This is a genomic window from Rhodococcus sp. OK302, assembly GCF_002245895.1.
GTDB lineage: Bacteria > Actinomycetota > Actinomycetes > Mycobacteriales > Mycobacteriaceae > Rhodococcus_F.
The window spans coordinates 3,403,657-3,429,798 of sequence record NZ_NPJZ01000001.1 but is presented as its reverse complement, the minus strand read 5'-3'; the positions used below and the strand labels follow the sequence as shown (position 1 = coordinate 3,429,798).

At 60.4% G+C, this 26,142-nt stretch carries 21 protein-coding genes; 9 read left to right on the top strand and 12 right to left on the bottom strand.

What is annotated here, in order from left to right:
• The first annotated feature begins 85 nt into the window (after positions 1 to 85).
• A complete protein-coding gene (locus BDB13_RS15635) occupies positions 86 to 1,054 on the top strand; it encodes a hypothetical protein (protein ID WP_254922828.1) in 969 nt (322 codons plus the stop codon).
• Between the two features lie 67 nt (positions 1,055 to 1,121).
• The gene (locus BDB13_RS15630; protein WP_094274946.1) at positions 1,122 to 1,727 is read left to right on the top strand and encodes a DUF3105 domain-containing protein; all 606 of its coding nucleotides are present in this window, start codon (positions 1,122 to 1,124) and stop codon (positions 1,725 to 1,727) included.
• A 5-nt stretch (positions 1,728 to 1,732) separates the two neighbouring features.
• Here BDB13_RS15630 and BDB13_RS15625 read toward each other — a convergent pair whose 3' ends face one another.
• Together BDB13_RS15625 and dapB are read right to left on the bottom strand one after the other, a co-directional pair.
• Positions 1,733 to 2,215, bottom strand: coding sequence for a hypothetical protein (locus BDB13_RS15625; protein WP_094272446.1), 483 nt, complete (start codon positions 2,213 to 2,215; stop codon positions 1,733 to 1,735).
• Between the two features lie 11 nt (positions 2,216 to 2,226).
• The gene (gene dapB / locus BDB13_RS15620) at positions 2,227 to 2,982 is read right to left on the bottom strand and encodes a 4-hydroxy-tetrahydrodipicolinate reductase (protein ID WP_441347198.1); all 756 of its coding nucleotides are present in this window, start codon (positions 2,980 to 2,982) and stop codon (positions 2,227 to 2,229) included.
• A 146-nt stretch (positions 2,983 to 3,128) separates the two neighbouring features.
• Between dapB and BDB13_RS15615 the strand changes: the two genes are divergently transcribed.
• The 3 genes from BDB13_RS15615 (at position 3,129) to BDB13_RS15605 (ending at position 8,290) form a co-directional block, all read left to right on the top strand.
• Positions 3,129 to 5,162 carry an ABC transporter ATP-binding protein gene (locus tag BDB13_RS15615; protein WP_094272444.1) on the top strand — a complete coding sequence of 678 codons (2,034 nt, stop codon included), beginning with the start codon at positions 3,129 to 3,131 and terminating at the stop codon, positions 5,160 to 5,162.
• Positions 5,159 to 5,896 carry an energy-coupling factor transporter transmembrane component T family protein gene (locus tag BDB13_RS15610; RefSeq protein WP_094272443.1) on the top strand — a complete coding sequence of 246 codons (738 nt, stop codon included), beginning with the start codon at positions 5,159 to 5,161 and terminating at the stop codon, positions 5,894 to 5,896. Before BDB13_RS15615 ends, BDB13_RS15610 begins: the two co-directional genes overlap by 4 nt.
• Before the next feature lie 75 nt (positions 5,897 to 5,971).
• Complete coding sequence (locus tag BDB13_RS15605) at positions 5,972 to 8,290, top strand: arylsulfatase (RefSeq protein ID WP_094272442.1); 2,319 nt, start codon at positions 5,972 to 5,974, stop codon at positions 8,288 to 8,290.
• A gap of 90 nt (positions 8,291 to 8,380) precedes the next feature.
• Here BDB13_RS15605 and BDB13_RS15600 read toward each other — a convergent pair whose 3' ends face one another.
• The 4 genes from BDB13_RS15600 to BDB13_RS15585 form a co-directional block, all read right to left on the bottom strand.
• Positions 8,381 to 9,994 (bottom strand): ABC transporter substrate-binding protein, encoded by a 1,614-nt coding sequence (locus BDB13_RS15600; protein WP_094272441.1) that lies wholly within the window; start codon positions 9,992 to 9,994, stop codon positions 8,381 to 8,383.
• 43 nt (positions 9,995 to 10,037) lie between these two features.
• Positions 10,038 to 11,771, bottom strand: coding sequence for an N-acyl-D-amino-acid deacylase family protein (locus tag BDB13_RS15595; protein ID WP_094272440.1), 1,734 nt, complete (start codon positions 11,769 to 11,771; stop codon positions 10,038 to 10,040).
• A complete protein-coding gene (locus BDB13_RS15590) occupies positions 11,764 to 12,744 on the bottom strand; it encodes an alpha/beta hydrolase (protein ID WP_254922826.1) in 981 nt (326 codons plus the stop codon). The genes BDB13_RS15595 and BDB13_RS15590 overlap by 8 nt, the downstream gene beginning before the upstream one ends.
• A gap of 89 nt (positions 12,745 to 12,833) precedes the next feature.
• Positions 12,834 to 13,448 carry a TetR/AcrR family transcriptional regulator gene (locus tag BDB13_RS15585; RefSeq protein ID WP_094272439.1) on the bottom strand — a complete coding sequence of 205 codons (615 nt, stop codon included), beginning with the start codon at positions 13,446 to 13,448 and terminating at the stop codon, positions 12,834 to 12,836.
• 103 nt (positions 13,449 to 13,551) lie between these two features.
• Between BDB13_RS15585 and BDB13_RS15580 the strand changes: the two genes are divergently transcribed.
• Positions 13,552 to 15,180: a flavin-containing monooxygenase gene (locus BDB13_RS15580; protein ID WP_094272438.1), complete on the top strand. Its 1,629-nt coding sequence runs from the start codon at positions 13,552 to 13,554 to the stop codon at positions 15,178 to 15,180.
• A 24-nt stretch (positions 15,181 to 15,204) separates the two neighbouring features.
• Here the strand turns inward: BDB13_RS15580 and asnB are convergent, their stop codons facing one another.
• Genes asnB through BDB13_RS15565 form a run of 3 tightly spaced genes read right to left on the bottom strand, consistent with a single transcriptional unit; the run spans position 15,205 to position 20,628 of the window.
• Complete coding sequence (gene asnB, locus BDB13_RS15575; RefSeq protein WP_094272437.1) at positions 15,205 to 17,043, bottom strand: asparagine synthase (glutamine-hydrolyzing); 1,839 nt, start codon at positions 17,041 to 17,043, stop codon at positions 15,205 to 15,207.
• A gap of 59 nt (positions 17,044 to 17,102) precedes the next feature.
• Complete coding sequence (locus BDB13_RS15570; protein WP_094272436.1) at positions 17,103 to 17,966, bottom strand: hypothetical protein; 864 nt, start codon at positions 17,964 to 17,966, stop codon at positions 17,103 to 17,105.
• Positions 17,967 to 18,024: 58 nt separating this feature from the next.
• Positions 18,025 to 20,628, bottom strand: coding sequence for a LuxR C-terminal-related transcriptional regulator (locus tag BDB13_RS15565; protein WP_369597469.1), 2,604 nt, complete (start codon positions 20,626 to 20,628; stop codon positions 18,025 to 18,027).
• 535 nt (positions 20,629 to 21,163) lie between these two features.
• Here BDB13_RS15565 and BDB13_RS15560 point away from each other — a divergent pair.
• Entirely contained in the window at positions 21,164 to 22,492 is a 1,329-nt protein-coding gene (locus BDB13_RS15560) for a DUF1254 domain-containing protein (RefSeq protein ID WP_094272434.1), read from the top strand.
• 99 nt (positions 22,493 to 22,591) lie between these two features.
• Here the strand turns inward: BDB13_RS15560 and BDB13_RS15555 are convergent, their stop codons facing one another.
• Positions 22,592 to 22,858: a GlsB/YeaQ/YmgE family stress response membrane protein gene (locus BDB13_RS15555; RefSeq protein ID WP_094272433.1), complete on the bottom strand. Its 267-nt coding sequence runs from the start codon at positions 22,856 to 22,858 to the stop codon at positions 22,592 to 22,594.
• Positions 22,859 to 22,970: 112 nt separating this feature from the next.
• Complete coding sequence (locus tag BDB13_RS15550; RefSeq protein WP_094272432.1) at positions 22,971 to 24,104, bottom strand: AI-2E family transporter; 1,134 nt, start codon at positions 24,102 to 24,104, stop codon at positions 22,971 to 22,973.
• A gap of 172 nt (positions 24,105 to 24,276) precedes the next feature.
• On the opposite strand from BDB13_RS15550, the gene BDB13_RS15545 reads away from it, so the two are divergent.
• Positions 24,277 to 24,690: a DUF7144 family membrane protein gene (locus BDB13_RS15545; protein ID WP_094272431.1), complete on the top strand. Its 414-nt coding sequence runs from the start codon at positions 24,277 to 24,279 to the stop codon at positions 24,688 to 24,690.
• A 69-nt stretch (positions 24,691 to 24,759) separates the two neighbouring features.
• Positions 24,760 to 24,975: a hypothetical protein gene (locus BDB13_RS15540; protein WP_094272430.1), complete on the top strand. Its 216-nt coding sequence runs from the start codon at positions 24,760 to 24,762 to the stop codon at positions 24,973 to 24,975.
• Between the two features lie 74 nt (positions 24,976 to 25,049).
• Here the strand turns inward: BDB13_RS15540 and BDB13_RS15535 are convergent, their stop codons facing one another.
• Positions 25,050 to 26,069: an alpha/beta hydrolase gene (locus BDB13_RS15535; RefSeq protein WP_094272429.1), complete on the bottom strand. Its 1,020-nt coding sequence runs from the start codon at positions 26,067 to 26,069 to the stop codon at positions 25,050 to 25,052.
• Positions 26,070 to 26,142: the final 73 nt, after the last annotated feature.

Genomic DNA, 26,142 nt, shown 5'->3' with positions numbered 1-26,142 from the left:
CACAATTAGTCTGACACTGCATCTCGTCCGACACCGTTGCCTCTCACAGCGGCAACAATCGACTTCCCCAACGGAGGAACACGCAGTGACATCGAAACGACGAACAGTCCGCACCGTGACGACTGTTGCCGTTGCATCCGCAATGACGATCGCCCTGGGAGGTCTCACCGCGACGGCGCAAGCGGCCACCACGAGTTTCGACGTCCTCTGCACGCCCACCGATCCGGGACTGACCGAACTCTCCGGCTTGGCTGTGTCGGATGCTCGAATGTACGCAATCGGCGATAGCGGTGCGGACGACCAGATCGCCGAACTCGACACGAACTGCCAGGTCACTCGATGGATGCCCGTGGGTGCCCCGACTGTCGACGTCGAGGATCTGGATTCAACCGCCGACGGTGCCCTGTGGCTTGCCGACATCGGGGACAACAACAAGGTGCGCTCGTCAATTTCACTGATCGGATTCGATCCCGACACTGGAACATCCACCACTCACCCGTTGGCTTATCCCGACGGAGCCCACGACGCCGAGGCCCTGCTGATCCAGAACGACGGATTGCCGGTCATCGTGACCAAGGACTACTTCGGCGCGAGTTACGTGTACACGCCCGCCGACCGGACCAGCGTTCACAACCTCGGTACATCGGCACCCACACCGCTGAGCAAAGTGGGGCACCTTCAGTTCACCCCGACCCTCACACCGGGTGGGCCAGTCACCGGCGCTGGAACGATGGCCGTCACCGGCGGCGCGGTCAGCAAGGACGGAACAGTAGTCGCACTGCGCACCTATACGGATGTGTATCTATATCTGGCCCCGGACGGCGACGTCGTGAAAGCGTTGACCACCAGAGCAATCCGAGTTCCCCTTCCCAACGAACCGCAGGGTGAGGCAATCACGTTCAACGACGACGGCGATCTGATCAGTGGTTCCGAAACCCGCGGAGGACCGATGCCGCCACTGCGAATCCTGCAAGGAGCAACCGAGATCGCCCAATCGGGTGCAGGCTCAGGATCACTCGGTTCGCTGGGATCGACCGGTTCGACCGGCTCCTGACTGCCGCTATCATCGCGGAGTGAACACACGAATTCGGGCAATCGTCGCTGTAGCTGCAGTAGTCGGCATGACTGGTTGCGCGCAGCCGATCCAGGGAACGCCGGTTCCGGATCCGCTTGTGCCGAGCCGCGAGAACTCCGATCCTTCGGAAACCATCGACGGAGTCACGTTTGTCGAATACCCGGCGGCGCTTCATGTCGGTCCCAATGAGCGTGTGGCCTACACATATTCACCACCGTTCGGTGGTCAGCACGATTCGGTATGGGCAAAGTGCACGGGAATTGTCTACCCCAAAGCGATCCGAACCGAGAATGCTGTTCACTCACTCGAACACGGTGCCGTGTGGATTACCTACAACCCGGACTTGGTGTCGGATCAGGACGTCGAGCGACTCGGGCAGCGCGTCAGCGGAGTCGGCTACACACTGATGTCCCCGTATCCGACGCTCGACTCCCCGATCTCATTGCAGTCGTGGGGCCATCAGTTGAAGCTCGATAAATCAGACGATCCTCGGATCGACCACTTCATCTCGGCGTTGCGACTCAACCCCTCTACATACCCCGAGGTGGGGGCGACCTGTTCGGTGCCGCCGTCGAGCTTCGACCCGGACAACCCGCCACCGTTCGACCCCACTACTCCGGATCCCGCTTCGCCTTACACGATTCCGGAGTAGTTCAGCTACTTACCGCGCTCGCGGCGTTCCAATTCCACTGCGCGACGCATGGTTTCGCGGGCGCGGCTGCGGTCACCGGCAAAGTCGTAGGCGCGAGCAAGGCGGAAGTTCTGCTTCCAGTTGTCGGGATCAGCTTCCCAATCGACCTTGACCTTGGCGAACAACTCGTCGGCAGCGGCGCGCTCGATACGACCCGAAGGCAACTTCGGGAGCGTCGACGCGTCGACGGCCAAGCCTTCGTCGACAATCTGCTGAGCCAGACGCTGATGGGTGAAACCGGCGCGCAACGTTGAAATCACCAGCCACAGTCCCAGGAACGGCAGGATCATGACGCCGATACCCAGGCCGATGGGTACAACACCACCCTGCTGAATCAGGGTGATTCCTCGTTGACCGAGCAGCACAAAATACACGGCCAGAGCAATGCAGATCGCTGTGATCAGGATGAGCGTGCGAGTGGTCTTGTTGTTCACTGATTTGCTGCTCATCGATGTAGTACTCACAGGTCCAGGAATGAATCGATACCGACCGTCAGACCCGGGTGGGACGCGATCTGACGAACACCGAGCAGGACGCCCGGGGCAAACGAGTTTCGGTCGATGGAATCGTGGCGGATGGTGAGCGTCTCGCCCTGCGTACCCAGGATCACTTCCTGATGCGCGACCATGCCGGCCATACGTACCGAATGCACGCGAACGCCGTCGACGTCGGCGCCGCGGGCACCTTCGAGTTCGACGGTCGTGGCATCGGGGCTGGCGCCGACTCCGGCTTCGGCGCGGGCCGCGGCGATCATCGCGGCGGTCCGGAACGCAGTACCGGAAGGAGCGTCAGCTTTGTTGGGGTGATGCAGTTCGATGACCTCGACTGAGTCGAAGAACCGCGCAGCAGCAGCTGAGAAGCGCATCATCAGCACAGCGCCGATCGCGAAGTTGGGAGCGATCAGCACACCGGTAGCGGGCTGCGCGTCGAGCCAGGACTGAACTGTGGCCAGACGGGTGTCGTCAAATCCGGTGGTGCCGACGACAGCATGAATCCTGTTGGCTACAAGAAACTCGAGATTTCCCATTACGACGTCAGGATGCGTGAAATCGACCACGACCTGAGTGCGGGTGTCGACAAACGTTTCGATGCGATCGCCGGTATCGACCTGCGCGACCAGTTCGAGATCTGCAGCGGCTTCCACTGCTGCGCAGATCGCCTGGCCGACCTTGCCCTTGGCTCCCAGAACCCCGACCCTGATGGGTGCTGCACTCACGTCTTCCACGCTCCGTCCGATGCATTGTTGTAGAACGAAGCCTACGCAACCGGGCAGACCGTCTCACCATCAGTGGGACGGGAGTTTCATCACCTCTGTAGTTTCGACAACTCAGCAATTTCGACACAACTGGCACACTGGAGTCGGTGAGCAGCCGCCCCGAAGTCCGTACCACCGGCAACCTACGTCCACTCGAGTTGGCGACCGGTGCCGTGATGGCCGGATTCACGGTCGCCCTCTCGGTCATCGCAACGGTGATCCCACTCGCTAGTGCACTTCACTTTGTTGCCGCAGTGCCGATGGGAATCGTTGCCCAGAGATTCCGGCTTCGCGCGGTAGTCGCCTCCGGCATATCGGCGACGGTCGTGGCGTTTGTCGCAGCCGGTTCAGGATCTGCGTCGGCAGTCGCGCTGTGCGTCCTGATCGGCGGCATCATCGGCAACGTCAAACGACGCGGGCGCGGGTTCCCCTCCGCCTTACTGGCGTCGTTTGTCGTCGGCCCACTTGTTGCCTTGTATTCGATCGTTCTGCTGTTGATTCTCTCGCCATTGCGAAATCTGATTCTGGACTCGTTGGACTACACGGCACGTGGCGTCGCGGCAATCCTGAAACGGTGGCCGCCCCTCATCGGCTCGGGCGAGTGGATCGAAAACAGCGTCGGGACCATCGTCGACTACTGGTGGGTGTGGATTGCCGCGACTGCCACCCTGGGCATCGTCTTCACCACGGTTGTGTCGTACTTCGTACTCGGCGCGGTTCTTGATCGGTTGGCGGCCATTCCTACCGAGGATCAACTGGAATCAGCTCTCGATACTCGGCCGATCGGCCCCTTGCCGCTCGCTCTCGAACACGTCGGTTTCACGTACCCCGGGGCCCACTCCGCATCCCTGACCGACATCAACTTCACGATCGACCGCGGCGAATTCATTGCCATCGTCGGCCACAACGGTTCCGGTAAATCCACCCTGACCCGCCTCCTTGCCGGACGAGCACCGTCGACCGGCATCGTGGTGCGACCGGGAGCGGCGGGACTCGGGCGCACCGGTGGAACTGCCGTTGTACTGCAACGGCCCGAGAGTCAGATCCTCGGCACCCGAGTGGCCGACGACGTGGTGTGGGGCTTGCAGCCCGACCATCTTCCCGACGTCGAAGCACTACTGGCCGAAGTCGGGTTGGGCGGTATGGCGATGCGTGAAACGTCGTCCCTGTCGGGAGGCGAGATGCAGCGTCTGGCTGTTGCCGCTGCCCTCGCTCGCAAACCTGCGTTGCTCATTGCCGACGAAGCTACCGCGATGGTCGACCGCGCCGGCCGCGAAGAACTGGTGGAACTGCTGGCCACTCTCCCGCGGCGCCACGACATGGCGGTCGTTCTGGTCACGCATCATCAGGCCGATACGCGCCGAGCCGACCGCGTAATTCAGCTCCACGGCGGACGTCAGATCGAGCATCAGCCGCACTGGATGCTCGGCGCCGGACCAACGACGCCCTCTGCCCCCTGGCCACGTAGCACCCGCCCGCTTCTCGAAATCAGCAATGTCTCGCACACCTACAACAATCGGACGCCGTGGTCTCGGACTGCATTGACCGATGTGAACCTCACTATCGGCGCCGGTGACGGTCTACTCGTCTTGGGCGGCAACGGTTCCGGCAAGTCGACACTGGCGTGGATCATGGCCGGGTTGACGGTTCCCACGGCCGGCACCGCACTGTTCGAGGACAAGCCCATTGCCAAAGAGGTCGGCTCGGTGGGACTGACCTTCCAACATTCGAGACTCCAACTCCAACGCCGCACCGTCGCCGAAGACATCGAAGCTGCGGGCGGACCCGAAATCGGAACCACCCAGGTCTCCTGGGCTCTGGACGCGGTCGGCCTCGATCGGAACCTCGCGGGCCGCAGCATCGATCAACTCAGCGGCGGACAGATGCGGCGGCTCGTACTGGCCGGACTCCTCGTCCGCCAACCCCGATTGCTCATTCTCGACGAACCCCTCGCCGGACTCGACCCGCCGGGCAGAGCGGCCATCATGAACGTCCTGTCCTGGATCCGGCGCAACGGCACGGCCATTGTCGTGATCTCACATGACGTCGACGGTATGGACGCCGTGTGCAGCAGAACAATTCACCTTGCCGACGGCATTCTTGCCGAAAACCCCGTCAGCATGGAAGAGGCACAGCGATGACCACACTCCTGCGGGAAGTACCCACCACGTCGCCGATTCACCGGCTGTGGGCAGGCACAAAGATCATCGCCGTTGTTCTCATCAGCCTCGTCCTGGTGATCGCACCGTCATGGCCGTCCATTGCAGTAATCGTCGGATTGCTTCTCGTCACCGCCATCATCGGCCGTGTTCCACTGTCCGCATTCCCGCGGCCACCGTGGTGGATCTGGTTGCTGTTGCTGGGCGGCGCGCTGGTCAACCTTCCGATCGGCCTCGACGCCGTCTACCTGTATCTCCGAGCCATCACTTTCGGAATCGTATTACTCTGTGCCTCACTGATGTTGGCGTTGACCACGTCAATGAGCGATGTCGCGCCCGCACTCGCAACGCTCGGCCGACCGCTGCGATTCCTGCGGATCCCCGTGGACGAGTGGGCAATCGCGGCAGCCCTCTGCATCCGATCACTCCCCCTCCTGATCGAGGAGATGCTCACACTCGCTGCGGCGCGGCGCCTTCGGCCGAAGGGTGTGGTGCACAGTGCTTCCGACAACACGATCATCGACCTGATCACCACCACGATGTCGGTGGCAATCCGCCGATCCGCTGAGATGGGTGAAGCGATCTCTGCCCGCGGCGGTACCGGCCTGATAGCCGCATATCCCAAACGACCGCAGCGTGCTGACCTGATTGCGATATTTATCGTCACCGTATCGTGCGTCGGTGCAATCGTGTTGACGGTAATTCTGCGCGGATAGCTCAACCACGTTTTCGCTCCCGATGAACGGAATTCACACCTGACTCGCTGACCCCTGGTCTCTACAGTCTCGAGAATGGCAGCCCAATCGAATAGTCCCGAGTTCGCCGGGATCATCACCGAATCAATCGCAAGCTCCCAACCGTCGTGGCCTCAGAATCCGACGCCCCCGGCCGGCGCACCGAACGTCATCGTGATGCTCGTCGACGACATGGGCTACTCGGACATCGGAGCCTTCGGATCGGAAATTCCGACCCCCCACCTGGATGCAGTTGCCGGTGAAGGTGTCCGTATGACCGACTTTCACGTGACTCCGACGTGCTCCCCGACACGGGCCTCCCTACTGACCGGATGCAACTCGCACGCCGTCGGTATGGGCGCCGTCGCCAATGTCGACGACGGTTTCCCCGGTTACGCTGCCGAACTGCCGGCCAACCAGCCCACGGTCGCGGAGATGCTTCGCGATAACGGCTACTCCACCATGGCAATCGGAAAATGGCACCTGTGCCGGGAATCCGACATGCATTCCGCGGGCAACCGCCATTCGTGGCCGCTTCAGCGGGGCTTCGACCAGTACTACGGATTCCTGGAAGCACAGTCCAATCTTCACTTCCCACATCAGCTGTACGAGGGCAACAACCCGGTTCACGTCGACCAGTACCCGGAGGGCTACTACCTCACCGACGATCTGACGGACCGCGCCGTTCAGATGATTGCCGATACGCAGGCTGCGGACCCGTCGAAGCCGTTCATGATGTACTTCGCCCACGCTGCGGTCCACACGCCGATGCACGTGAAACCTGCAGACATGGAGCGCTTCCGGGGGAAGTACGCCCAGGGTTGGGACGCGATCCGTGAAGCCCGCCTGGAACGTCAGAAATCCCTGGGGGTTGTTCCTCCCGAAACCGATCTCTCTCCCCGAAGCGAAGAGGCCGGTTACGACGTCCCCGCCTGGGACGAACTCTCCGACGACGGAAAGGCGCTCGCTGCGCGCCATATGGAAGGCTTCGCAGCGATGGTCGGCACCATCGACGAGAGCGTCGGAAAGCTCCGTGACGTTCTGGATCGACTCGGCAAACTCGAGAACACGATCTTCATCTTCCTGAGTGATAACGGCGCCTCCGGCGGCGGCGGGCACGACGTCGGAGCCTTCAATCACCTCGCCAATCTCGATCGATCACGCGTGGTGACGAACGCTGATCGCATTGCCGAGCAGCTGCCTCGTATCGACGAGATCGGTGGTCCCACAAGCTGGCCGCAATATGCGTCGGGTTGGGCTACGGTGTCCAACACCCCGTTCCGCCGCCACAAGTTCAGTACCTACCGCGGCGGGCACCAGGTGTCGTTCCTGATGTCCTGGCCGGCTGGTTTGCCGGAGTCTGCCGGTGCCATCCGACACCAGTACGCGCATGTGACGGACCTCGTGCCGACCTTGATGGACCTCATCGGCCTACCGGTATCCACGGAGCGTCACGGTCTCGCCGCTCGACCCCTCGACGGCACGAGCATGGCGGAGTTGCTGCGCCGAGACGACGCCGTCAGCAATCACACCGAGCAGTACTACGAGTGCCTGGGCGAACGCGCCTACTACGCCGGCGATTGGGAAGCTGTCGCGCAACGCACGCCGATGACCCCGTTCGATCAGGATCGCTGGGAACTGTTCGAGACAGCCGAGGACTTCAATCAGCTCAACAATCTCGCCGCCGAGAATCCGGAGCGGGTCGAGGAACTGATCGCTGCGTGGCGGGACGCAGCTGAACGCAATCAGGTGTTTCCCATGGCGAATGGCAGTCCGTTGCATTGGTTCCAGCGCGATCCGCTCGATGAGCGGTTCGCAACGGATGTGGTCTTGCTCCCCGAAACCCCGACGCTCGAGCGATTCCGCGCGAGCCAGCTGATCGACGGCCGGTCATTTGAATTCGAGGCGGAGCTCACCGATTTCACCACGGCCGACGAAGGCGTACTGCTGGCACATGGCGGCCAGGAGAGCGGATACATGCTCTACATCGAGGCCGGGCAACTGCATCTCGTTCAGAATGCGTGGGGACGGATGATCGCAGCCGAACCGGTGCCGCTGCGCGACGGAACTCAGCGAATCCGCGTGACAATCGATGCCCCGGGCAAAGCACGTTGGCTGGCAAGCATTTTCGTGGACGGCGAGTCCGTGCGAACCGACATTCAGTTCGTTCAATTGTCGTGGCTGGTTCCCTTCAGCGGACTCTATGTGGGAGCAATGCGCCGCTCACCGATTTCGTGGGATCTGCATCTGCGCCGCGGCGTGTTCGCGTACTCGGGCCGATTCAGCCGAATCACCTTCCGGCCGGGCAACTTTGCACCCGATGCCATGGCAACAATGCTCGATCACTTCAGAGAAATGGGCGCTGCCACGCAATAGCGATGACACGCAATTCTGCGCGGAAAACCAGGAACGGCGGGGTCTTCACGACCCCGCCGTTGCGGCTATCTGCGGCAGTTCACTACCGGACTAGGATGCGGAATCCGGAGCCATCCAAGCATTTCCGAAGAGCATGATTCCGTCAGCACTGGGCGTGATCCCGTGGACGTTCTTGCTCCAGGGGATGAAGTACTTGCCGGTGTTGACGGTCACCATCGGAGCCGTCTCGTTGACCAAGGTCTGAATCTCCTCGACCACCTTCTTACGGTCGTCGTCTGATGCAGCACTCTGCAGCTTGGCCAACAGCAAATCCATCGTCGCATTCTTGTAGCCCAGTACATTCGAGGACGATTCGCTGTAAAGATTTCCGTACATCCGAACGAAGGGTGACTCGTCGAGGACGTTGAATCCCGCATATCCGATGTCGTAGTCATGCTTGGCGTACATGGCCTTCACGAGGTCGTTGATGCTGGTGGCATAGACGATCTCGACTGTGAAACCGACTGCCTGCAGCATCGCTTGGAACGCCAACGCACTCCTCTGCGCGGCCGGATCGTTCAGGCCCACGTAGGTGAGTTTGCCGTCGTATCCGTCGGCCTTTGCCTCACCCAGATACTGCTTGGCTGCCTCCGGGTCGTAGCCGTTGCCGGCCACTGATCCATGCCACTGCGACCACGACGCGAACATGTCGCTGCCGGGCATTCCGTAGCCGTCTTCTACTCGCTCGTTGAAAGTCTCTGGATTGAACGCTGCCACAATCGCTTTGCGAACCCGTACGTCGGCGCCTGCCCGCCCCTCACGCTGATTGATGTTGCCGACGCCACCCATGTTGACCGTGTAGACGTACCCGACGTCGCCGGCGCTGAGCGCGTTGTGGACTGCGTCGGCACCACGGAGGTACGCGGCCTGAATTCCGCCGGCATGGAGAGCATCCACCTTGGCCTGCTCACTGACGATCGCGGGAAAGCGCAGCTTGTCCAGATTCGGCTTGCCGTTCCAGTAGGTGGGGCTGGCGGCCAGCACCAATTCATCTTGCGAAGCGAACTTCTCGACCGTGAACGGGCCGGCGCCGATCGGTGTGAAGACGCCCGTGGCCATCGACGACGGTGCGACGATCATTCCGGGACCGGTGGTGAACATGATCGGGAACTCGTTCCACGCCTGCTTCAGCGTGAACACCACCGTCGACGGATCAGGCGATTGAACGTCGGCGACGCTCGCCTTCCAGACCTGGGTGTGAGTGCCCTTCTTCTCCAGATAATGGTTGATACTCCACACCACCGATGCGCCGTCGACTGCCGAACCGTCGCTGAATCTCGCATTGTCACGGAGCTTCAAGGTCCAGACTGTGTTGTCGCCGTTGGCTTCCAGTGACTTTGCGAGCTGCGGATCGAACGCTTTGGACTCCGGGTTGTACCGCATGAGTAGGTCGTAGATTGCAGCCATCTCGTTGCCGCCGGTCGCACCGCCGTCCTGCCGGTCAGCCGGATCGAGACTGCTGACGCCGTTGTACGTCGCGAACGACAGCGTTCCTCCCGATTGCGGGTCGCCACCGCTTTCCTGATTGCCGACGAGTCCGGTCGTCACGTCCGACGCGTCTGTCTCCGATGTCGATCCACTTCCGGCGCAGCCTGCCACCAGTGCTGTCACCGTCGTCAATGCAATGAGCGCAGTAGCGACTCGGGTGAGAGAACAACGCTTCATATAGTTCTACTTTCGCTGAGAATGTGAAAGGTGGGAATGAATGTCACGACACGGCTGGTTCGGGAGCTGTCTTGGCTCCCCGCACAAGCCGTCCTGGCAAGGCGCCGGTGTGCTCGCCCTCCTCGAAGACGACCTCACCCGCCACCACCGTCGCAACATAGCCGGTTGCGGTCTGCATCAGACGACGTCCACCAGTTGGCAAGTCGTACAACACCTCCGGATGGTCCGCCTGGAGCCGATCGAAGTCGATCACGTTGAGATCCGCTCGGTACCCCGGCCGCACCTGGCCCCGATCGAGCAGCCCCACCACTGCGGCAGTGTCGACGGTGTGCCGCTTGATCAACCACTCGACCGGAAACAGCGATTCGCTGTTCCGATGGTCACGCCCCCAATGGGTGAGCAACGTCGTCGGGAAGCTCGCGTCGCAGATTGCCCCGCAATGGGCGCCGCCGTCACCGAGTGCCGGTACCGTATCGGGCCGGGCAAGCATCTCCCGGACAGCGTCGAGGTTTCCGCCGGCGTAGTTGAGCATCGGGAAATACAGCAGGGCGCGGCCGTCCTGCGCCATCATCGCGTCGTAGGCGACCTCGACGGCCGAGACACCGGAACGTTCGGCCAGTGCGGCGACGGAATCGCCTGGCCCCGGTTCGTAATTGGGCGGATCACCGAGCAGGTAGACGTGCTCGAATTGCGTCGACAGCCTCGCGACGAAGTCACTGTCCGTCACCGGGCTATCCGCAAGAATTGCTGCCTTGACCTCCGGCCGACGCAACTGTTTCACACGTTCTTCTCGCGGAAGGTCTGCCAACGCGCTGTAGCTGGGATACGCCATGAACGGATGCCAGCTCAACTCCCAGCCGAGCATGATCCCGACAGCTCGCGGAGCGACTTGACCGGTGATCGGAATATTATGTTGCGCAGACACTTCCGCCAATCCGTCCAGCAGCGAACGCCATTTGTCCGGTGCACGGTCACTCTGCACGATCGAGACCGACATAGGCCGCTGCGCCGCCTCGACGATCTCGCTCACCAATGTCATCTCCGCGGGTTCTTCCATGAAGTCGGAGATGAAGTCGACGACACCGGCACCGGCCTTGGCAAGCCCGCGGGCGAGGCCGATCAGTTCATCCCGCGACGCCGTCAGGCTCGGCGTCGGTTCGCCGTTGGACGTCTTGTGCACCGCGGTACGTGACGTAGACCAACCGAGCGCGCCTGCCTCGACAGCTTCTGCCACGAGGTCACCCATCCGATCGATCTCGTCGTCCGTCGGTCGGACGAGGTGGTCACCGCCCCGCTCCCCCATCACATACGTACGAAGGGCGCCGTGCGGAAGTTGGGCAGCGAAGTCGATGGCGTGCGGGGTGTCGATCGCGTCGAGGTAGTCGGGGAACGACTCCCAATTCCACGTCATCCCCTCGGCCAGCACGCTTCCGGGGATGTCCTCCACACCCTCCATCAGGCTGATGAGCCAGTCACGTTGTTCCGGTTTGACGGGTGCAAATCCCACACCGCAGTTCCCCATCACCACTGTCGTGACCCCATGCAGCGACGACGGCGTCAGCAGCGCGTCCCACGTGACCTGACCGTCGTAGTGGGTGTGAATATCGACAAAGCCTGGGGTCACGAGCATGCCCGCTGCGTCGATCTCACGGCGTCCGGGCTCGGATACCTCTCCCACCGCAGTGATGTGGCCGTCATCGACGGCCACATCCGCTTGTCTCGGCGCCGCGCCGGTCCCGTCGACAACGAGCCCGCCTCGAATCACGAGATCATGCACGAGCAACTCCTTCGATCGAATCAGTCTGCAAGCCAGCATTTTCGAACAGTCGCCCGGTGGCGACAGCTACCGCAGTAGTAGCCTCCCGGGCATCGGCGGAGACGGCCGTGAACTGAAGGAAGCCGTGCGGGAGGGTCGGGTAGTGCAGCAACTCCACCGGAACACCGGCTGCGGTCAACCGCTCCGCGTACTCCAGCCCCTCGTCGAGTAGTGGATCGTGACCACCGACAACCACAATCGCAGGCGGCAGACCGGCAAGGTCTGCTGCGCGAATCGGCGCCAGGTTTGGAGAATTCCGATCCGCAGCATCGGGACAGTAATGATCAAAGAACCACTGCATTTCCTTCGAGCCGAGGAACACGCCAGAGTTGGCGACATACGAGTCTCGCGTCAGATCGGCGTCGACAACTGGATAGATGAGTACCTGACCTACCAAGGAGACTTCGCTGTCGGTACGCATCGTCTGTGCGCAGACCGCCGCAAGGTTTCCACCCGCACTGTCCCCGGTGACGACAATCCGCGGGTCGAGCCCTTCGGATCCGGCGGCAACCCAACGCAGTACTGCCGACGCGTCGTCGACAGCAGCCGGGAACTGATGTTCCGGCGCCAGTCGATAATCCACGCTCACCACCGGAACACCGGCGGTGTCGGCCAACAGTCGACAGGTGGCATCGGCGTAGTCGAAATCCCCGGTCACCCAGCCTCCGCCATGGAAGTGCACAACCGTGCCGGACGCCTTCGCCGACAACGGTCGGTAGATCCGGACCGATACATTGTCTCCGATGGCCCGCGAGTCGACAGCGGACATCTCGGGTCCGGGTGCACACATGGGCAGTGCCGCGCGGATCCGTTCGCGCGCCTCAACTGGCGTGAGGTCGATCATCGGCGGGAGCCCCGCACCCTCGACCGCGTCAGCCACGGCCCGCAGTGCGGGATCCAACTCGCTTTGTACTCGCTGCACGCTACTTGTCATGAACTAGAATCTAACTCTAGTCTGTCGGTATGACAACGGTCACATCAAAACCAGAAGGCACGGTCAATCCGTACCGGACTTTTGTGACCTCAGCTTGCGAAGATCAAGTCCACCGTGCGATCGAGCAGTCGGTGCACCTCGGCGGCGCTCTGACGCCCCAGGCCGAACAAATTCAACTCGTGAGCCAGCACGGCAGTCACGATCGCGACGACGTCCGAGGCCTCCTCGGCGGGCAGATCAACAAGTTGCTCGCGATACGAGGACAGCACCTGTTCCGAAAACTCCGCAAGAATCTTGCACACGATCGGATCGGTGGACTGCCGCAAACTTCCTTGCAGGCGAAGGAAAGTTGGATACTTCTCAAACCTGTCGACAGAGTGATGCAGGCGGGCTCGCATCCGATCGGAGTCCGACACGGACAGATCCACAGGCCTTCCGAGAGTCGCGGGATCCGTCGCCGACCAGTCCTGCAACACCGCTACGTACAGGTGCTCCTTGGATGTGAAGTAGCGGTACACGGTTCCGAGCGCAACGCCGGAGCCCTCGGCAACGTCACGGATCTGGATCCGCTCGAACTCGTCGGTGACCAACAGTTCACCCGCGACGTCGATGATGTGCTGACGCCTCGCAAGCTGCCCCTTCGGCAACGATGCGAGATCGAGCGGCTGTGCACGATTCGGCTTGTCCATCGGCCCTGCGTCCACGCTTGCATTCCTCCCGTTGCACCCGCTCGTATCGCGGAACACCTGTACTGCCTGCACTGATGCTACTGGCACTACAACGGCCCACAAGAACGCTCACCACGAAATGAGGATCTCCACCTTGTCGAACAAAACGTCACATAACGCCACGTACGACGTAGTTGTAGTTGGCGCCGGATTTGCCGGACTGTACGCACTGCACAGCCTCCGACAGCGCGGACTGTCCGTGCACGGGTTCGAGGCCGGCACCGGCGTCGGCGGGACATGGTTCTGGAACACCTATCCGGGCGCCCGCTGCGACGTCGACAGTGCCGACTACTCGTACTCGTTCGACGACGACCTGCAGCAGGAATGGGTCTGGACCGAACGCTTTCCAACGCAGCCGGAGATCCTTCGCTACCTCGAGCACGTCGCTGACCGCTTCAGCCTCCGTGACGACATCGCCTTCGACACCCGAGTGACCTCCGCCCAGTTCGACGAGACCGCCGGACTCTGGATTATCGCCACCGATGACGGCAACACCGCCACCGCGCGGTGGATGATCATGGCAACCGGTGCACTCTCGGCCGCCCGGATCCCCCAGATGGATGGCCAGGAAGCTTTCGGTGGCGAGGTCCATCACACCGCGCACTGGCCCGCAGGCGGTGTCGATTTCACGGACAAGCGAGTCGGCGTCATCGGCACCGGATCGTCCGGGGTGCAAGCGATCCCGATCATTGCCGAGCAAGCCGACCATCTCACGGTATTTCAGCGGACTCCCGGCTTTGTCATCCCCGCCCGCAACCGGCCTCTCAGCCCTGGCGAACTCGACGATATCAAGGCACAATACCCGTCGCGCCGAGCACTTCAGCGTGAATCCCACGGTGGATGGATACTGCCGCCGCCCGCGGGAATGGCACTCGAGGCCTCGCCGGAGGTCCGCGACAAAGAGTACGAGAGTCGCTGGGCAGCCGGTGGAATCGCGTTCCAGACTACGTTCGGCGACCTCATGTTCGACGCCGCTGCAAACGAGACTGCCGCCGAGTTCGTCCGGTCCAAGATCCGCGAGACCGTATCGGATCCGATCACCGCAGAAGCTCTGTGCCCCAAGGGGTATCCGTTAGGAACAAAGCGGTTGTGCATCGGTAGCGACTACTACGAGACGTTCAACCGTGACAACGTCACGCTGGTAGACGTACGCGCAACGCCGATCGAACGCCTCGATCGAGGCGGCATCGAGACGGCGGCTGAACTCCACGAACTCGACATGATCGTCTACGCCACAGGATTCGACGCCTTGACCGGGTCCTTGGACGGCATCGACATCAGAGGGCGAAACAACCTGGCGTTGCGTGACGCCTGGGCGGCCGGACCACGGACGTACCTCGGAGTGGCAGTCGCAGGCTTTCCCAACATGTTCATCGTCACCGGACCGGGTAGTCCGTCGGTGCTCTCCAACGTCGTCGTCTCGATCGAACAGCACGTCGAGTGGGTCGTCGATTACATCGATCACATGCGCCGGACCGGAGCACATGTCGCGGAGGCGACCAGCACAGCCCAGGATGAGTGGGCGAGCCATGTGACCGGCATTGCCGCCGAAAGCCTTTATATGCAAGCTGATTCGTGGTACTTGGGCGCAAACATCCCCGGCAAGCCGAGAATCTTCTTGCCTTACCTCGGCGGCGTCGGAAACTACCGAATACTCTGCACTCAGATCGCCGACGACGATTACCGAGGATTCACGACATCCATCTAATTCTCCCCGTCGGTATATCTCTAGCTAGAGCCGGATGGTGGGGTTGTACATGTCCATCCACATCGCAAGGTCGAGGGTTCTCTCGAGACCACGACGAGAAACCTGAGTGACCTGTGGGGTATCGACGGACACCGCCCGCGTCAGCCATCCCGGGCTTATCAACCCGAACACCGGGTGTCCAGACTGACCGAGTAACTCCTTGCCCTGCTGCTGCAATGCCACGGCGTACTTGGGATCCTGGGTGGACGGGTAGGGCGACTTCACCCGTTCGATCACCGACTGCGGCAATACATCCCTGGTCGCGGCACGAAGCAACGATTTCTCACGCCCGTCGAATGTCTTCATCGACCACGGCGTGTTGTACACGTACTCCACCAACCGGTGATCGCAGAACGGCACACGAACCTCCAACCCGACTGCCATGCTCATTCGGTCCTTGCGGTCGAGCAGGACACGCACGAACCTCGTCAAATGCAGGTAGCAGATCTTGCGCATCCTCCACTCGAAGTCGGATTCTCCACCTAGCCTGTCGATTCCGGAAACCGCACTGTCGTACGAATCCTGCACGTACACATCCAGGTTCAATGCCGCAGTCACCTCCGGAGTGAAGATGTCACTGTCATCACCGAAACGTTCTACGTGGTGTACGAGCCAGGGAAACGTATCGGCCTTTTGCGCGTCAGGATCAAAAAACTGTTTGTATCCGCCGAATACCTCGTCAGCCGACTCTCCGGACAGTGCCACCGTGGAAAGCCCGCGGATCGCTGTGAACAGCAAATACAGTGACGCGTCCATGTCCCCGAGCCCCGCCGGAAGGTCGCGTGCGCGGATGACCTTTGCCCGCACCGCGGGGTCGGCCAGTGCGTCGTTGTCGAGCACGATGTCCTCGTGAGCAGTCCGGGACCGTCGGGCCACGTCGTGGACGTACGGGGTGTCCGGAGTTCCACGCAGTTCGTCCGCGACAAAATGTTCGGCCTGACCGACGAAGTCGACAGAGAACGTGCGGACCGTCTCGTCGACCTCGGCCAGTTGTTGCGCCGCGATAGCGGTCATCGCGGAAGAATCGAGTCCACCGGAAAGTAGCGTGCACCGTGGCACATCCGCGACGAGTTGCCGACGCACGATGTCGTCGAGAAGTTCACGAACATGCGCCACCGTGGTGTCCTGGTCATCGGTGTGCGGCCGGGTGTGCAGCGTCCAGTAGCGATGGGTGCGTAATCCGGCGCGTGAAACGGTGACCACCGTTCCCGGTTCCACCTCGCGCATTCCATCCCAGACCGCGTGACCCGGCGTCTTCACGAATGCCAATAGCTCGCGGATCCCGTCCATCGTGACCGTCGACTCGGAGATCGGATTGGCAAGTATCGCTTTGGGTTCCGAACCGAACAGCACACCATCGGGCGTCTGGTAGTAGTAGAACGGCTTGATTCCCATGCGGTCACGGATCATCACAAGGGTGTCGACGCGTGAATCCCAGACGGCGAACGCGTACATGCCATTGAGGCGCTGTGCGACGGCTTCCCCCCATTCCAGGTATCCGTGCAGCACAACCTCGGTGTCGGAGTCCGTGACGAACACGTGTCCGCGTCCGCGCAGTTCTCGGCGCAATTCACCGAAGTTGTACGCCTCGCCCGAATAGACCATCGCGATCGGCCCACCAGCGGTGTCGACGCTCATCGGCTGATTCCCGCCGGGCAGATCGATGATCGCAAGCCGTCGATGCCCCAGCGCGGCGTGCTCGACCACCCAGGTACCGCGCGCGTCTGGTCCACGACACTTCATCGTCTCGGTCATGGAGTCAACTGTCGACTGCTCGGACCGTAGGTCGCGATCGAACGAGATCCATCCGGTTATTCCACACATGGTTTCCTCGGGCTGTCAGTGACGCTGTTCTTTTACTTTCCAACCACCTTCCTTCCACGCTAATCCTTTTGGTAAAACCAGTGGCCTTCACCTGTCGGGCTGGAACGCAACCATGCCCCGAGAGATCCGGCGTCTCGCGAGAAAGAACTGCTGATGCAGGCAGCGGTGACAACGATGGTGGAGTAGACGAAGAGCCACCCGACGAAGGTGAACATCAGCCCCAGGACTCCGAATTGATCCTCGGAACTCTGCGCCATCCGCGGTAGGAATATCCCGCTGAGCACGTCCAGCACGGTCAACCCTGTGGCCGTCAGGAATCCTGCGAAGACAAGCATCCGGCCAGTCAACCCCTGGCCGGTCAATAGACGAGGTACCACCGTCCACGCGAGCGCCCAGACGACGAACACGGCCAGCGGTTCGAGAACGACTCCGACCAGGTGGACGTCGCTCAACGAACTGCACCACATTACCAACGCCACCGCGAGCGCGACCACGACAACGACTGCCAACCAGCTCCAGGCTTGACGGAAGGTCGTCGTCGGGACCAACCACGTCCGTGCGTACATTCTGCCCAAAGCTCGTGCAAAAGAAGTTGCGCTGACGATAAGCATCAACACCCCGATGACCCCGAATGCCGCGGAAGGAGACGCCCCAGTCTCGAGTCCCGATAAATCCACTCCGTAAGTATCGAAGAAGGCAGCGGCTATCGGTTGGAGGTTATCGAGTGCACCAACGGCAATAATCACCGGAAGAAGTGAGGTAAAGGACTGCGCGGCCAAGGTCATCGCGCTGTCGACGATGCCGGCCCGCATGACGTCACGCCCAATACGCAGACACAACTGCCGGCTACCGGTCGCCGATACCCACGTTCGGACTCGCTCTTTGGACTCGGCTACTGCGAACGACGTGGACTCATACCGCATCAGCGTGGATCCATTTCAATATCGACGACATCACCAAACAGCTTCCGGACGTCCGACGTCAGAGTAATCCGACCTTCCTGGCCGACTGCAACGCTTCCCGACGATTTGCGACTTCGAGTTTCCGATAGATACCCCGCAGATGCGTCTTCACGGTATTCACCGACAGCCCAAAGGTTTCCGCTATCGCTTCCGTGGTGTCACCGGAAGACAACTCATGCAACGTTTTCAGCTCAGAAGGAGTGAGAATGGGCCTCGGTGTGGTGGTATCCATTTCCAATCGCTGTCGCAGGTTCTCAGCGAAATCATTGTTATCCCCGAAATGACCACTGAAAGAACTCAGCAGTGGACGAATCTCCGCCTTCAGATCAAAGAATGGACGAAGCGCAGTGCTCGATCGAGCTCTCAGCAGCGCCGATTCGAGCGCCGTGCGTGCCAGCTTCGTGTGACCTTGCCGCGCATGGATACATGCATCGAGAACTGCTGCGTAGACGCCGCCGGCCATGACAAATTGAGGTGAAGAAGAAGCGATGGTGTCGATTTCGACACGGGCCTCCGAGACTTTGCCCGTCGCAAGTCGGATCCCGGCGCGGCCCAATCTCACATCAGTGGTGTCGCCGAATTTGTGGGCTGCATCGTGAACTATGCGCAATGCCCAGTCGGGTTCGCCGACGTTCAAACACGCATGTACCACGACGGGGAGGAATGCCAGTGTGTCAGTGTGGTGGTCACCGCCGGAAATGAGTCGGAGCATCGCATCGCGCATCACGGATGCTGGTCGTCGGCGGTTCTCCTGAGCAAGTTCAAGTCCTTGCAAGGCGAAGATGACCGTTGCGTGCCAGCCGTAGGCGGGGGTGTCTGTACCGATCGCCGACCTGCGAGCGAGGGAAGAGGCGTCGATGATTGCGTCCGAACGAGGAGGGGTTACCCGCAGGTATCCGGCGAGCGCCGAAACTGACGCAGCTTGTTCGGTTATCGGGTGGTGGGAAAGGTCGTGGTCGTTGGCGTAGGTGAGGGCGAAATCCGATTTTTCTGCCATTGCTCCGATATCGGTGGACACTCCGTAGGTGATCGCCAATGCCGTCATGGATTCGAGGACGAGGGCACATCGATTGCGAACTTGTGCCAGAACGACGGCTTTCTCCAAACTCTGGACAGACTCCCGGAATTCATGATGCAAGTTTTGTGTGATGCCGATTTGAAGTTGAACGTAGGCGTCGACGTCGGAATCTCCGGAGGCTCGATGTCGGGTGAGAGCATCCAATAACAGTGCCTGCCGCGAATCTGCCGTGTATCGGACTGTTTCGAGTTGCAGCCCCAGAAACAGCGAGCACTGCCAAGCATTGGCCAACGCTTTGTCTTGTAGAAACTCCAAATAAGCCGCGGCTGCGTCGAAGTCTCGAGTTGTGACGGCCGCAGCAGCATGAAGCAACTGGGTTCCGGCGTCCTCCGCAACACCGACGGGTAGCTCGCGCAGCGCGGAAATCAACTCATGGCCTAGCCCGTCGTGGATCATTCCCAACCCTCGGCGCCCCAGCAATTCGATCATGCGTGTGTCGTCGTCGAGCGTGATCTCATGTTCCAGGGCAGCCAAGTAGTCGTGGTGACCTTCGAACCAACGTGAAGCCTGCATGTGCGAATCATGCAAAGCGGGTGCATCACTTCGGCGATACTCGGCATACAAATATTCACGCAGCATGGGGTGGTACGTGTACCAGGTGCGGTGATCTGCCGTATCGGTTCGGATGAGGGGCATGTTCAGTCGCTCCAACTCGTCCAGATGTGCAGCGGCATCGTCGCCGGCCAAGACCATCGCCAGGTCTACCGTGAATCGGGCAGGAACCGCAGTGCGGAGCAGAAATGCAATCGACCCAGCCGGAAGAGACGAGATCAATTCCCCGACAAGGAAATCCGCTACCGGTCGAGGAGTACTCGCGAACTCGGAAACGGCTTGAGCAATATCGTGACGCCCGGATAGATACATCGCGGCGAAACGGACGAGCGCTCCCCACCCTTGCGTCCGTCGAGCGATGGTGGTCAACGCGCTGTCATCGAGCAGAATTCCGGATTGCACGAGGATCTCCTGAATTTCCCCGGTTTCGAACGATAGTTCGGCCGACCCCAGGCGTGTCAGACGGTCACTGAGCGCAAGAGAGTTCCACGACTGTGGCGGCTCATGACGGGCGGCAATGATGAAAGACAAATTTGCCGGAGCGCAGTGGAGGAGCCTGTCCACAACGCTGATGACGACAGGATCGTATATCTCGTGCGCATCGTCGATGATCACGGTCGTCGTCTTTCCGAGATCCTTGATAGACGTGGTGAGTTCCGTAATGAACCTATCGAGAGCGTCAAACGTCGGTGGCAGATTCGTACTCGACACGGGCACAATTGAATTCAATGCTCGGAGCAGCGATGCACAGAAGATGGAAACATTGTTTTCATGTTCGGTCATGTTCAACCGTGCACAATCTGTACCGAACTCAGCCGATGCCCGGGCGGACCACTCGTTTAACAGGACTGTTTTGCCAGTCCCTGCCGGTGCGCAGAGCAGAAGTACCCGCCCTTGAGGGCTGGAGCTTTGTACGGCCGAATCGAGAACTCGGTACAGCCTTGACCGCGTTACTGTTCTCGCCCTCGTGGTTGGCTCAGCGTAATCCTGCACAGCCGAGGTCGAAGGCAAGCGGGGTGTCCCGGTATTGACAAATTTCGTGTTTCCCAATTTATATACCCCGCCGTCCCATATTGAAACATGGCCACAATGGACAATCGGAGTATAAGTTCCATCCAGTCAAAACACGGACCATAAAGGGAATTTTGGGTGAATTACGACTAAAGTCCCCGCTGACGCTTCACATTTCAACAATTAGCCACCGAGTCGCTGGATTATCGATCTTCACTATGAGATAGCGATAGGAATCAAATGTCGAAATCTCTTCCGACCAGCCAAGAAACTCCATCGAAACTTGAAAATAACCGCCCGATAGCCAAATCAACAAGTATGTCGAGGATTTGACGCTCGGCGGTCGAAAATAGTTTTCACGTCGTTCGACGCCTTGCTGGATCCCCGCACTCTGCGAGGATTTTCACCCGAAGAGGATGAGGTAATCGGCCGCCGATTGCCGAATACTCGGCGACGCGGGCCGTGAATGCCCGCGCCGCGCGATGCATGTCGGCAAGATGTACGAGAGGAAAATTGCATGAACGACGACCTCACAGGACTTGTCGCACAAGCCTATATTTACGGCTTTCCCATCGTCTTCAATCTGGATCAGGTGGGCAGGTATGTGAGCGAAGGAGTCGGCGCGAACCCAGCAGCCCCGTTCAACACCTTCAGCCATGCTCGTACACTCGCCGGACCTGACGATACCTTTGTGACGATCAACAACGACACGGTCTATTCCATGGCTCAGATCGATCTCTCTGTCGGCCCGGTCGCCCTCCACGTACCCGATACCGCCGGCCGATACTACGTCCTGCAGTTCGTCGACGCCTGGACAAATAACTTTGCGTATGTCGGCCACCGCTCGACAGGCACTGGAGCAGGGGATTTCCTTCTCGTTCCACAAAACTGGGACGGCGACGCCCCCACGGGCACCACAGTGATCAGGTTCCCGACCCGGATCGCCTCCATCGTGGGACGGTGGGCCTGCGCCGGCGAAGCCGACTTGGATTCAGTTCATGCACTTCAAGACGCCACTACCCTGACTGCGCTGGACCCCCGCGCAGTCCCCACCGAACTCCCGAAGACTGATTCCGCGGTTGCGGACGAGTTCTCTTTCCTGGAGAAACTGCGTGTGCGCTCGCAAGCATTTCCCCCGGCCGACCGAGACGTCCCGCTGCAGAAATCCTTTGCACCGGTAGGTCTTTCAGACGAGGACTCTCCGTACACATCACCGTCGGATCAATTCGCGAAATCGTTGCGCGCCGGTCTGTCTGTGGGTGAACAAAACCTGCATCAAGCATTGACTTCGGGATCCAGCCCACAGGTCAACGGATGGACACTGACGTTTCATGCCTTCGATTACAACCTCGACTTCTTCGAGGTCGGCACGATCGACGACGCGGCGTTCAAGATCGAGAATCCGTCCTTGCGCATCATCGAGCGTGCAGCCGCAGCCAAAGGCGGGCTCTGGGGAAATCATGCCTACGAAGCTGCCTACATCATTACCTATGTCGATGACCGTGGCGAGCAACTCAACGGAGCACGCACCTACACTCTGCATCTGGATCCGTTGCCGCCAGTGAACGCCTTCTGGTCCCTGACCATGTATTCCGTCCCCGATTTCTTTCTCGTCGCCAACCCGATCGAGCGTTACTCGATCGGCGACCGGACTCCGGGATTGGTGTTCGACGAGCACGGCGGCCTGACAATCACCATCAGTCATGACAAGCCATCCGATGCGGATGCCGCCGCCAACTGGCTACCGGCCCCCGCCGGCGATTTCAGACCAGTGCTGCGCATGTACGAACCACTGCCCGCTGTCCTCGACAGAAGCTACGTCACCCCCGCCATTGTCCGAACCTGAAATCCCACCGGTAGGTCGACTTCAGTCGACCTACCGGTGGGATCTTGCGGGCCCTCGTCGCTATCTGACGAAACAGCAACGCCGTGTGGAAGTTATCCGCTACACGCGCGCAGCATTCTTACCCTTCCACCAATGCCATCCTGCCGTGACAATGATTGCTCCGACCACCGAACCGATGATCCCACTCGGGCGAAACGCGAGGCCGTCACCTGAAAGCAGGCTGACCAACAAGCCACCGACAAACGAACCGATGATTCCGGCAGCGAATGCCGCGCTCCAGTCCACTCCCTTCTTGGACTTTCCCAGAAGCAGCTGGGCTGCGGCACCGATGATTGTCCCGAACAATATGATCGCTATGAGAAGCATGCTGGAATCCTAACTACGTCGACTTGGCGTGTGAACCGGAATCTTGAATCCTCTTGCGAGTCAGCTTTACTGGCCGATAAAGCGAGCTGGACGCGGCGCCGCGGTGGGAGAATCATGCAACCGGGACCTTGTCGGGTTCCGGGTCAGGCACAGTTTCCGTCGGCGGAGTCCCTTTCGGCGCTGCTGCCGGACCCCCACCCAACAGGACATCAGCCCAGCGCGTGGACGGATCGATGTCGACCAGAAGCGCTTTGGCCATGAGCGTCAACGGGATTGCGAGTATTGCACCGAGTGGGCCGAGTACCCAGGACCAAAAAACCAACGACAAGAATGTCAGCGTAACCGATAGACCCACTGCATCGCCGACAAACTTCGGTTGGATCACAGATTGGATGACGACGTTGACGACGCTGTAGAGCACAATGACGGTGATCATCGATCCGACACCACCTTGCAGCAATGCCAGCAACGCCGGAGGCACCAGTCCGAGAACGAACCCGATGTTGGGAATGTAGTTGGTGATAAACGAGAGCAACCCCCACAATACGGGGAGTGGAATCCCCAGTGCCCACAGCAGTCCCGTGTCGAGGACGGCGACGATGGCACCAAACACCGTGGAGACGATCAGGTATTTGCGGGTGCCGGAGGAGAAGGCATTCAACGCTCCGGCGATGTCGGGACGCGAGCGCACCAGCTCCCCCATGCGTTCGGCGTAAGAGCTGCCATCTACTGCCATGAACAGCAGTAGCACGAGCACGAAGAGCAGGTTCGAGAAGATCCCGAGTGCGCCCTCCAGTATTCCTTCGACGAACCCGAACAGTGCACTCGCATCAATTCCGGAAAGCAGGTTGTGAATCTGGTCGGATCCGATCCCGTTGTTGTTCAATGATGTTCGCGTGCTGTCTAACAGCTGGTCGATGTCGCTCTGGTAGTCCGGCAGTATGCTGCCGAGCCTGGCCACCGAGATAATCAGCAGAAGAACGAGCAGGTTCAGAATGCTGTAGACCGCGACCAACGCGATGAGGGTCGCCGCCCATCGGGGTAATCCTTTTCGCTGCAACCATATTGGTAGTGGGTGCACGGCCACCGTGAGCATGAGGGCAAGGAAAACTGGTCCGATAACGGAAGCGAACGACCTCATTCCGGCTACCGAAACGACCAGACTGGCCAACCCCAACAGAACGATGACCCCACGTGGAAGTGACCAGGCAGGGGAAATGCCGGGGGGCTCGACCGATTCCGCCATGAAGTGTTTCCTCCCGAACTGGTGTATCCCGGAATGTTCGAGTTCAGAGTCTCAGGCAGAGCCGGTCGACGGCATCACCCGTTACAGATGAGTGATCATCCGTTGAGGATGATGTTCGATTGCAGCGTTCATCAGAGACTGGCCGAAGACACTTCCGCCGAAAGGACATCAGATGACCACAACGTCGCAAACTCAATCCACTAGCCCGGTCAAGCAAGGCATCGCCGCCGGCACAACGTTCGCGGCCGCGATTTTGCTGCTCGCGGCGGGGCTCGTCAGTGTTCTACAAGGAATCGCCGCACTTGCCGACAACAATCTCTTCGTCGTCGGAATCAACTACACCTACCAGTTCGACATCACCACATGGGGATGGATCCACGTCATCCTGGGTGCCGTCGGAATCGTTGTTGCACTGGGACTCTTCGCCGGAGCGAGCTGGGCTCGCGGCCTCGCTTTCGTTATTGCCGCTTTGTCGATCGTCGCGAACTTCCTGTGGATGCCCTACTACCCGCTGTGGTCGATTCTCGTCATCGCACTCGACATCGTAGTTATCTGGGCTGTCGCAACGTGGAGGCCCAGCGAGTAAGCACCTTGTTCACGGCCGAGTCGGGCACCCGTTCGTGGCCGAACACCGATGGCCCGAATCGTTCCGACGATGCGGGCCATCGGCAAAGAGTGCCAGCAAGATTCGACCGCGACGGACGGCTACGAGATAGGACACCGAAACGTGAACGACGACGAAAATGATGCAGGAAGGATCGAGGAGACCGAACTCGCTCTCATACTTGATTCGAGGGTGTTCTACACGGTCCTGGCAGCCTTTATCGCCTTGTCACTGCTGGTAGGCCTCTCCCCTTGGAGGATCGGCTGAACGGGACGGCCGCGCCAGTCGGGCAGTTGGCACATTCTCACGATCACGAAGCCTGGAAAAACGAGGCGCCGAAATCAGCCGAGAGAACCTGAAATCATGGGCCAGGAGTTGTGCAGATCGTCTTGCCAGTAGCCCCATGAGTGAGTACCGGTCGGACGGAAGTCGACCGTGGCCGGAATTCCCAGAGAACTGAGCCGCTCGGCCAATCGCTGGGTGCACTGGTTGGTTCCCGCTTCGATGACTCCGCCCACGATCACCTGGTTGGCCAGGGTGCCGATATCTCCGTTGACCTGCGGTCCGTCGAGGGTGTCATGAGGGCCAGGCATTCCGCTGCCGTTGCTGATGTACAAGTTGATGCCGCGCAGCTTCTCGGCATTGACGACGGGGTCGTGGGCTACCCACGCCGGATCGCCGGGTGGGCCCCACATGTTGTTTGCGTTTCCGCCGCGTGCACTGACGACAAAGGTGACGTAACTCTGGCCGGGTTGGGTGCTCGTCTCGGCGCACCCACTGAATGCACCAACTGCTCGATACAGCGACGGCGCCGACTCAGCCAGGTTAAGGACGGAAGTTCCCGCCATCGACAGTCCGGCGATGGCATTGACACCGGTCGTTCCCAGCGTGGCGTCAACAATCGGAGGCAGCTCCTCGGTCAGGAAGGTGGTCCATTTGTTGAGGCCGAGAACAGGATCGGGCTGCTGCCAGTCGGTGTAGTAGCTGTACGCGCCGCCGATGGGAGTGACGACATTGACATTCTTGTCGGCGAAGAAATCGACCACGTCCGTCTTGGTCTGCCAGGTCGCCGCATCGACGCCACCGTCTGCGCCGCCGCCGGCACCGTTGAGCAAGTACAGCGTTGGGCGGCGCACGCTCGTATCTTCGGGACGGATTACCTCGAGGCGGATTACCTTGTCCATTGCGGCCGAGTACACGTACATATTCATCTGGCGGTCATTGATGCGCTCGACGTGATCCAGAGCGGGACCGTCGGCCGACGCTACGGCTACCTGCCCGAATATGCCTGACGCGGCAAGGACAGCGACGACCGCAAGTGTCCGACAGCGTCTGATCGTGCGGTGCCTGATCGCGCGCATAATCGCTCCTCGAGCTTGATTGCGGTGTCGTACACCGGACCGCCATTAGTGGTGAACATCCGATACTGGAGGA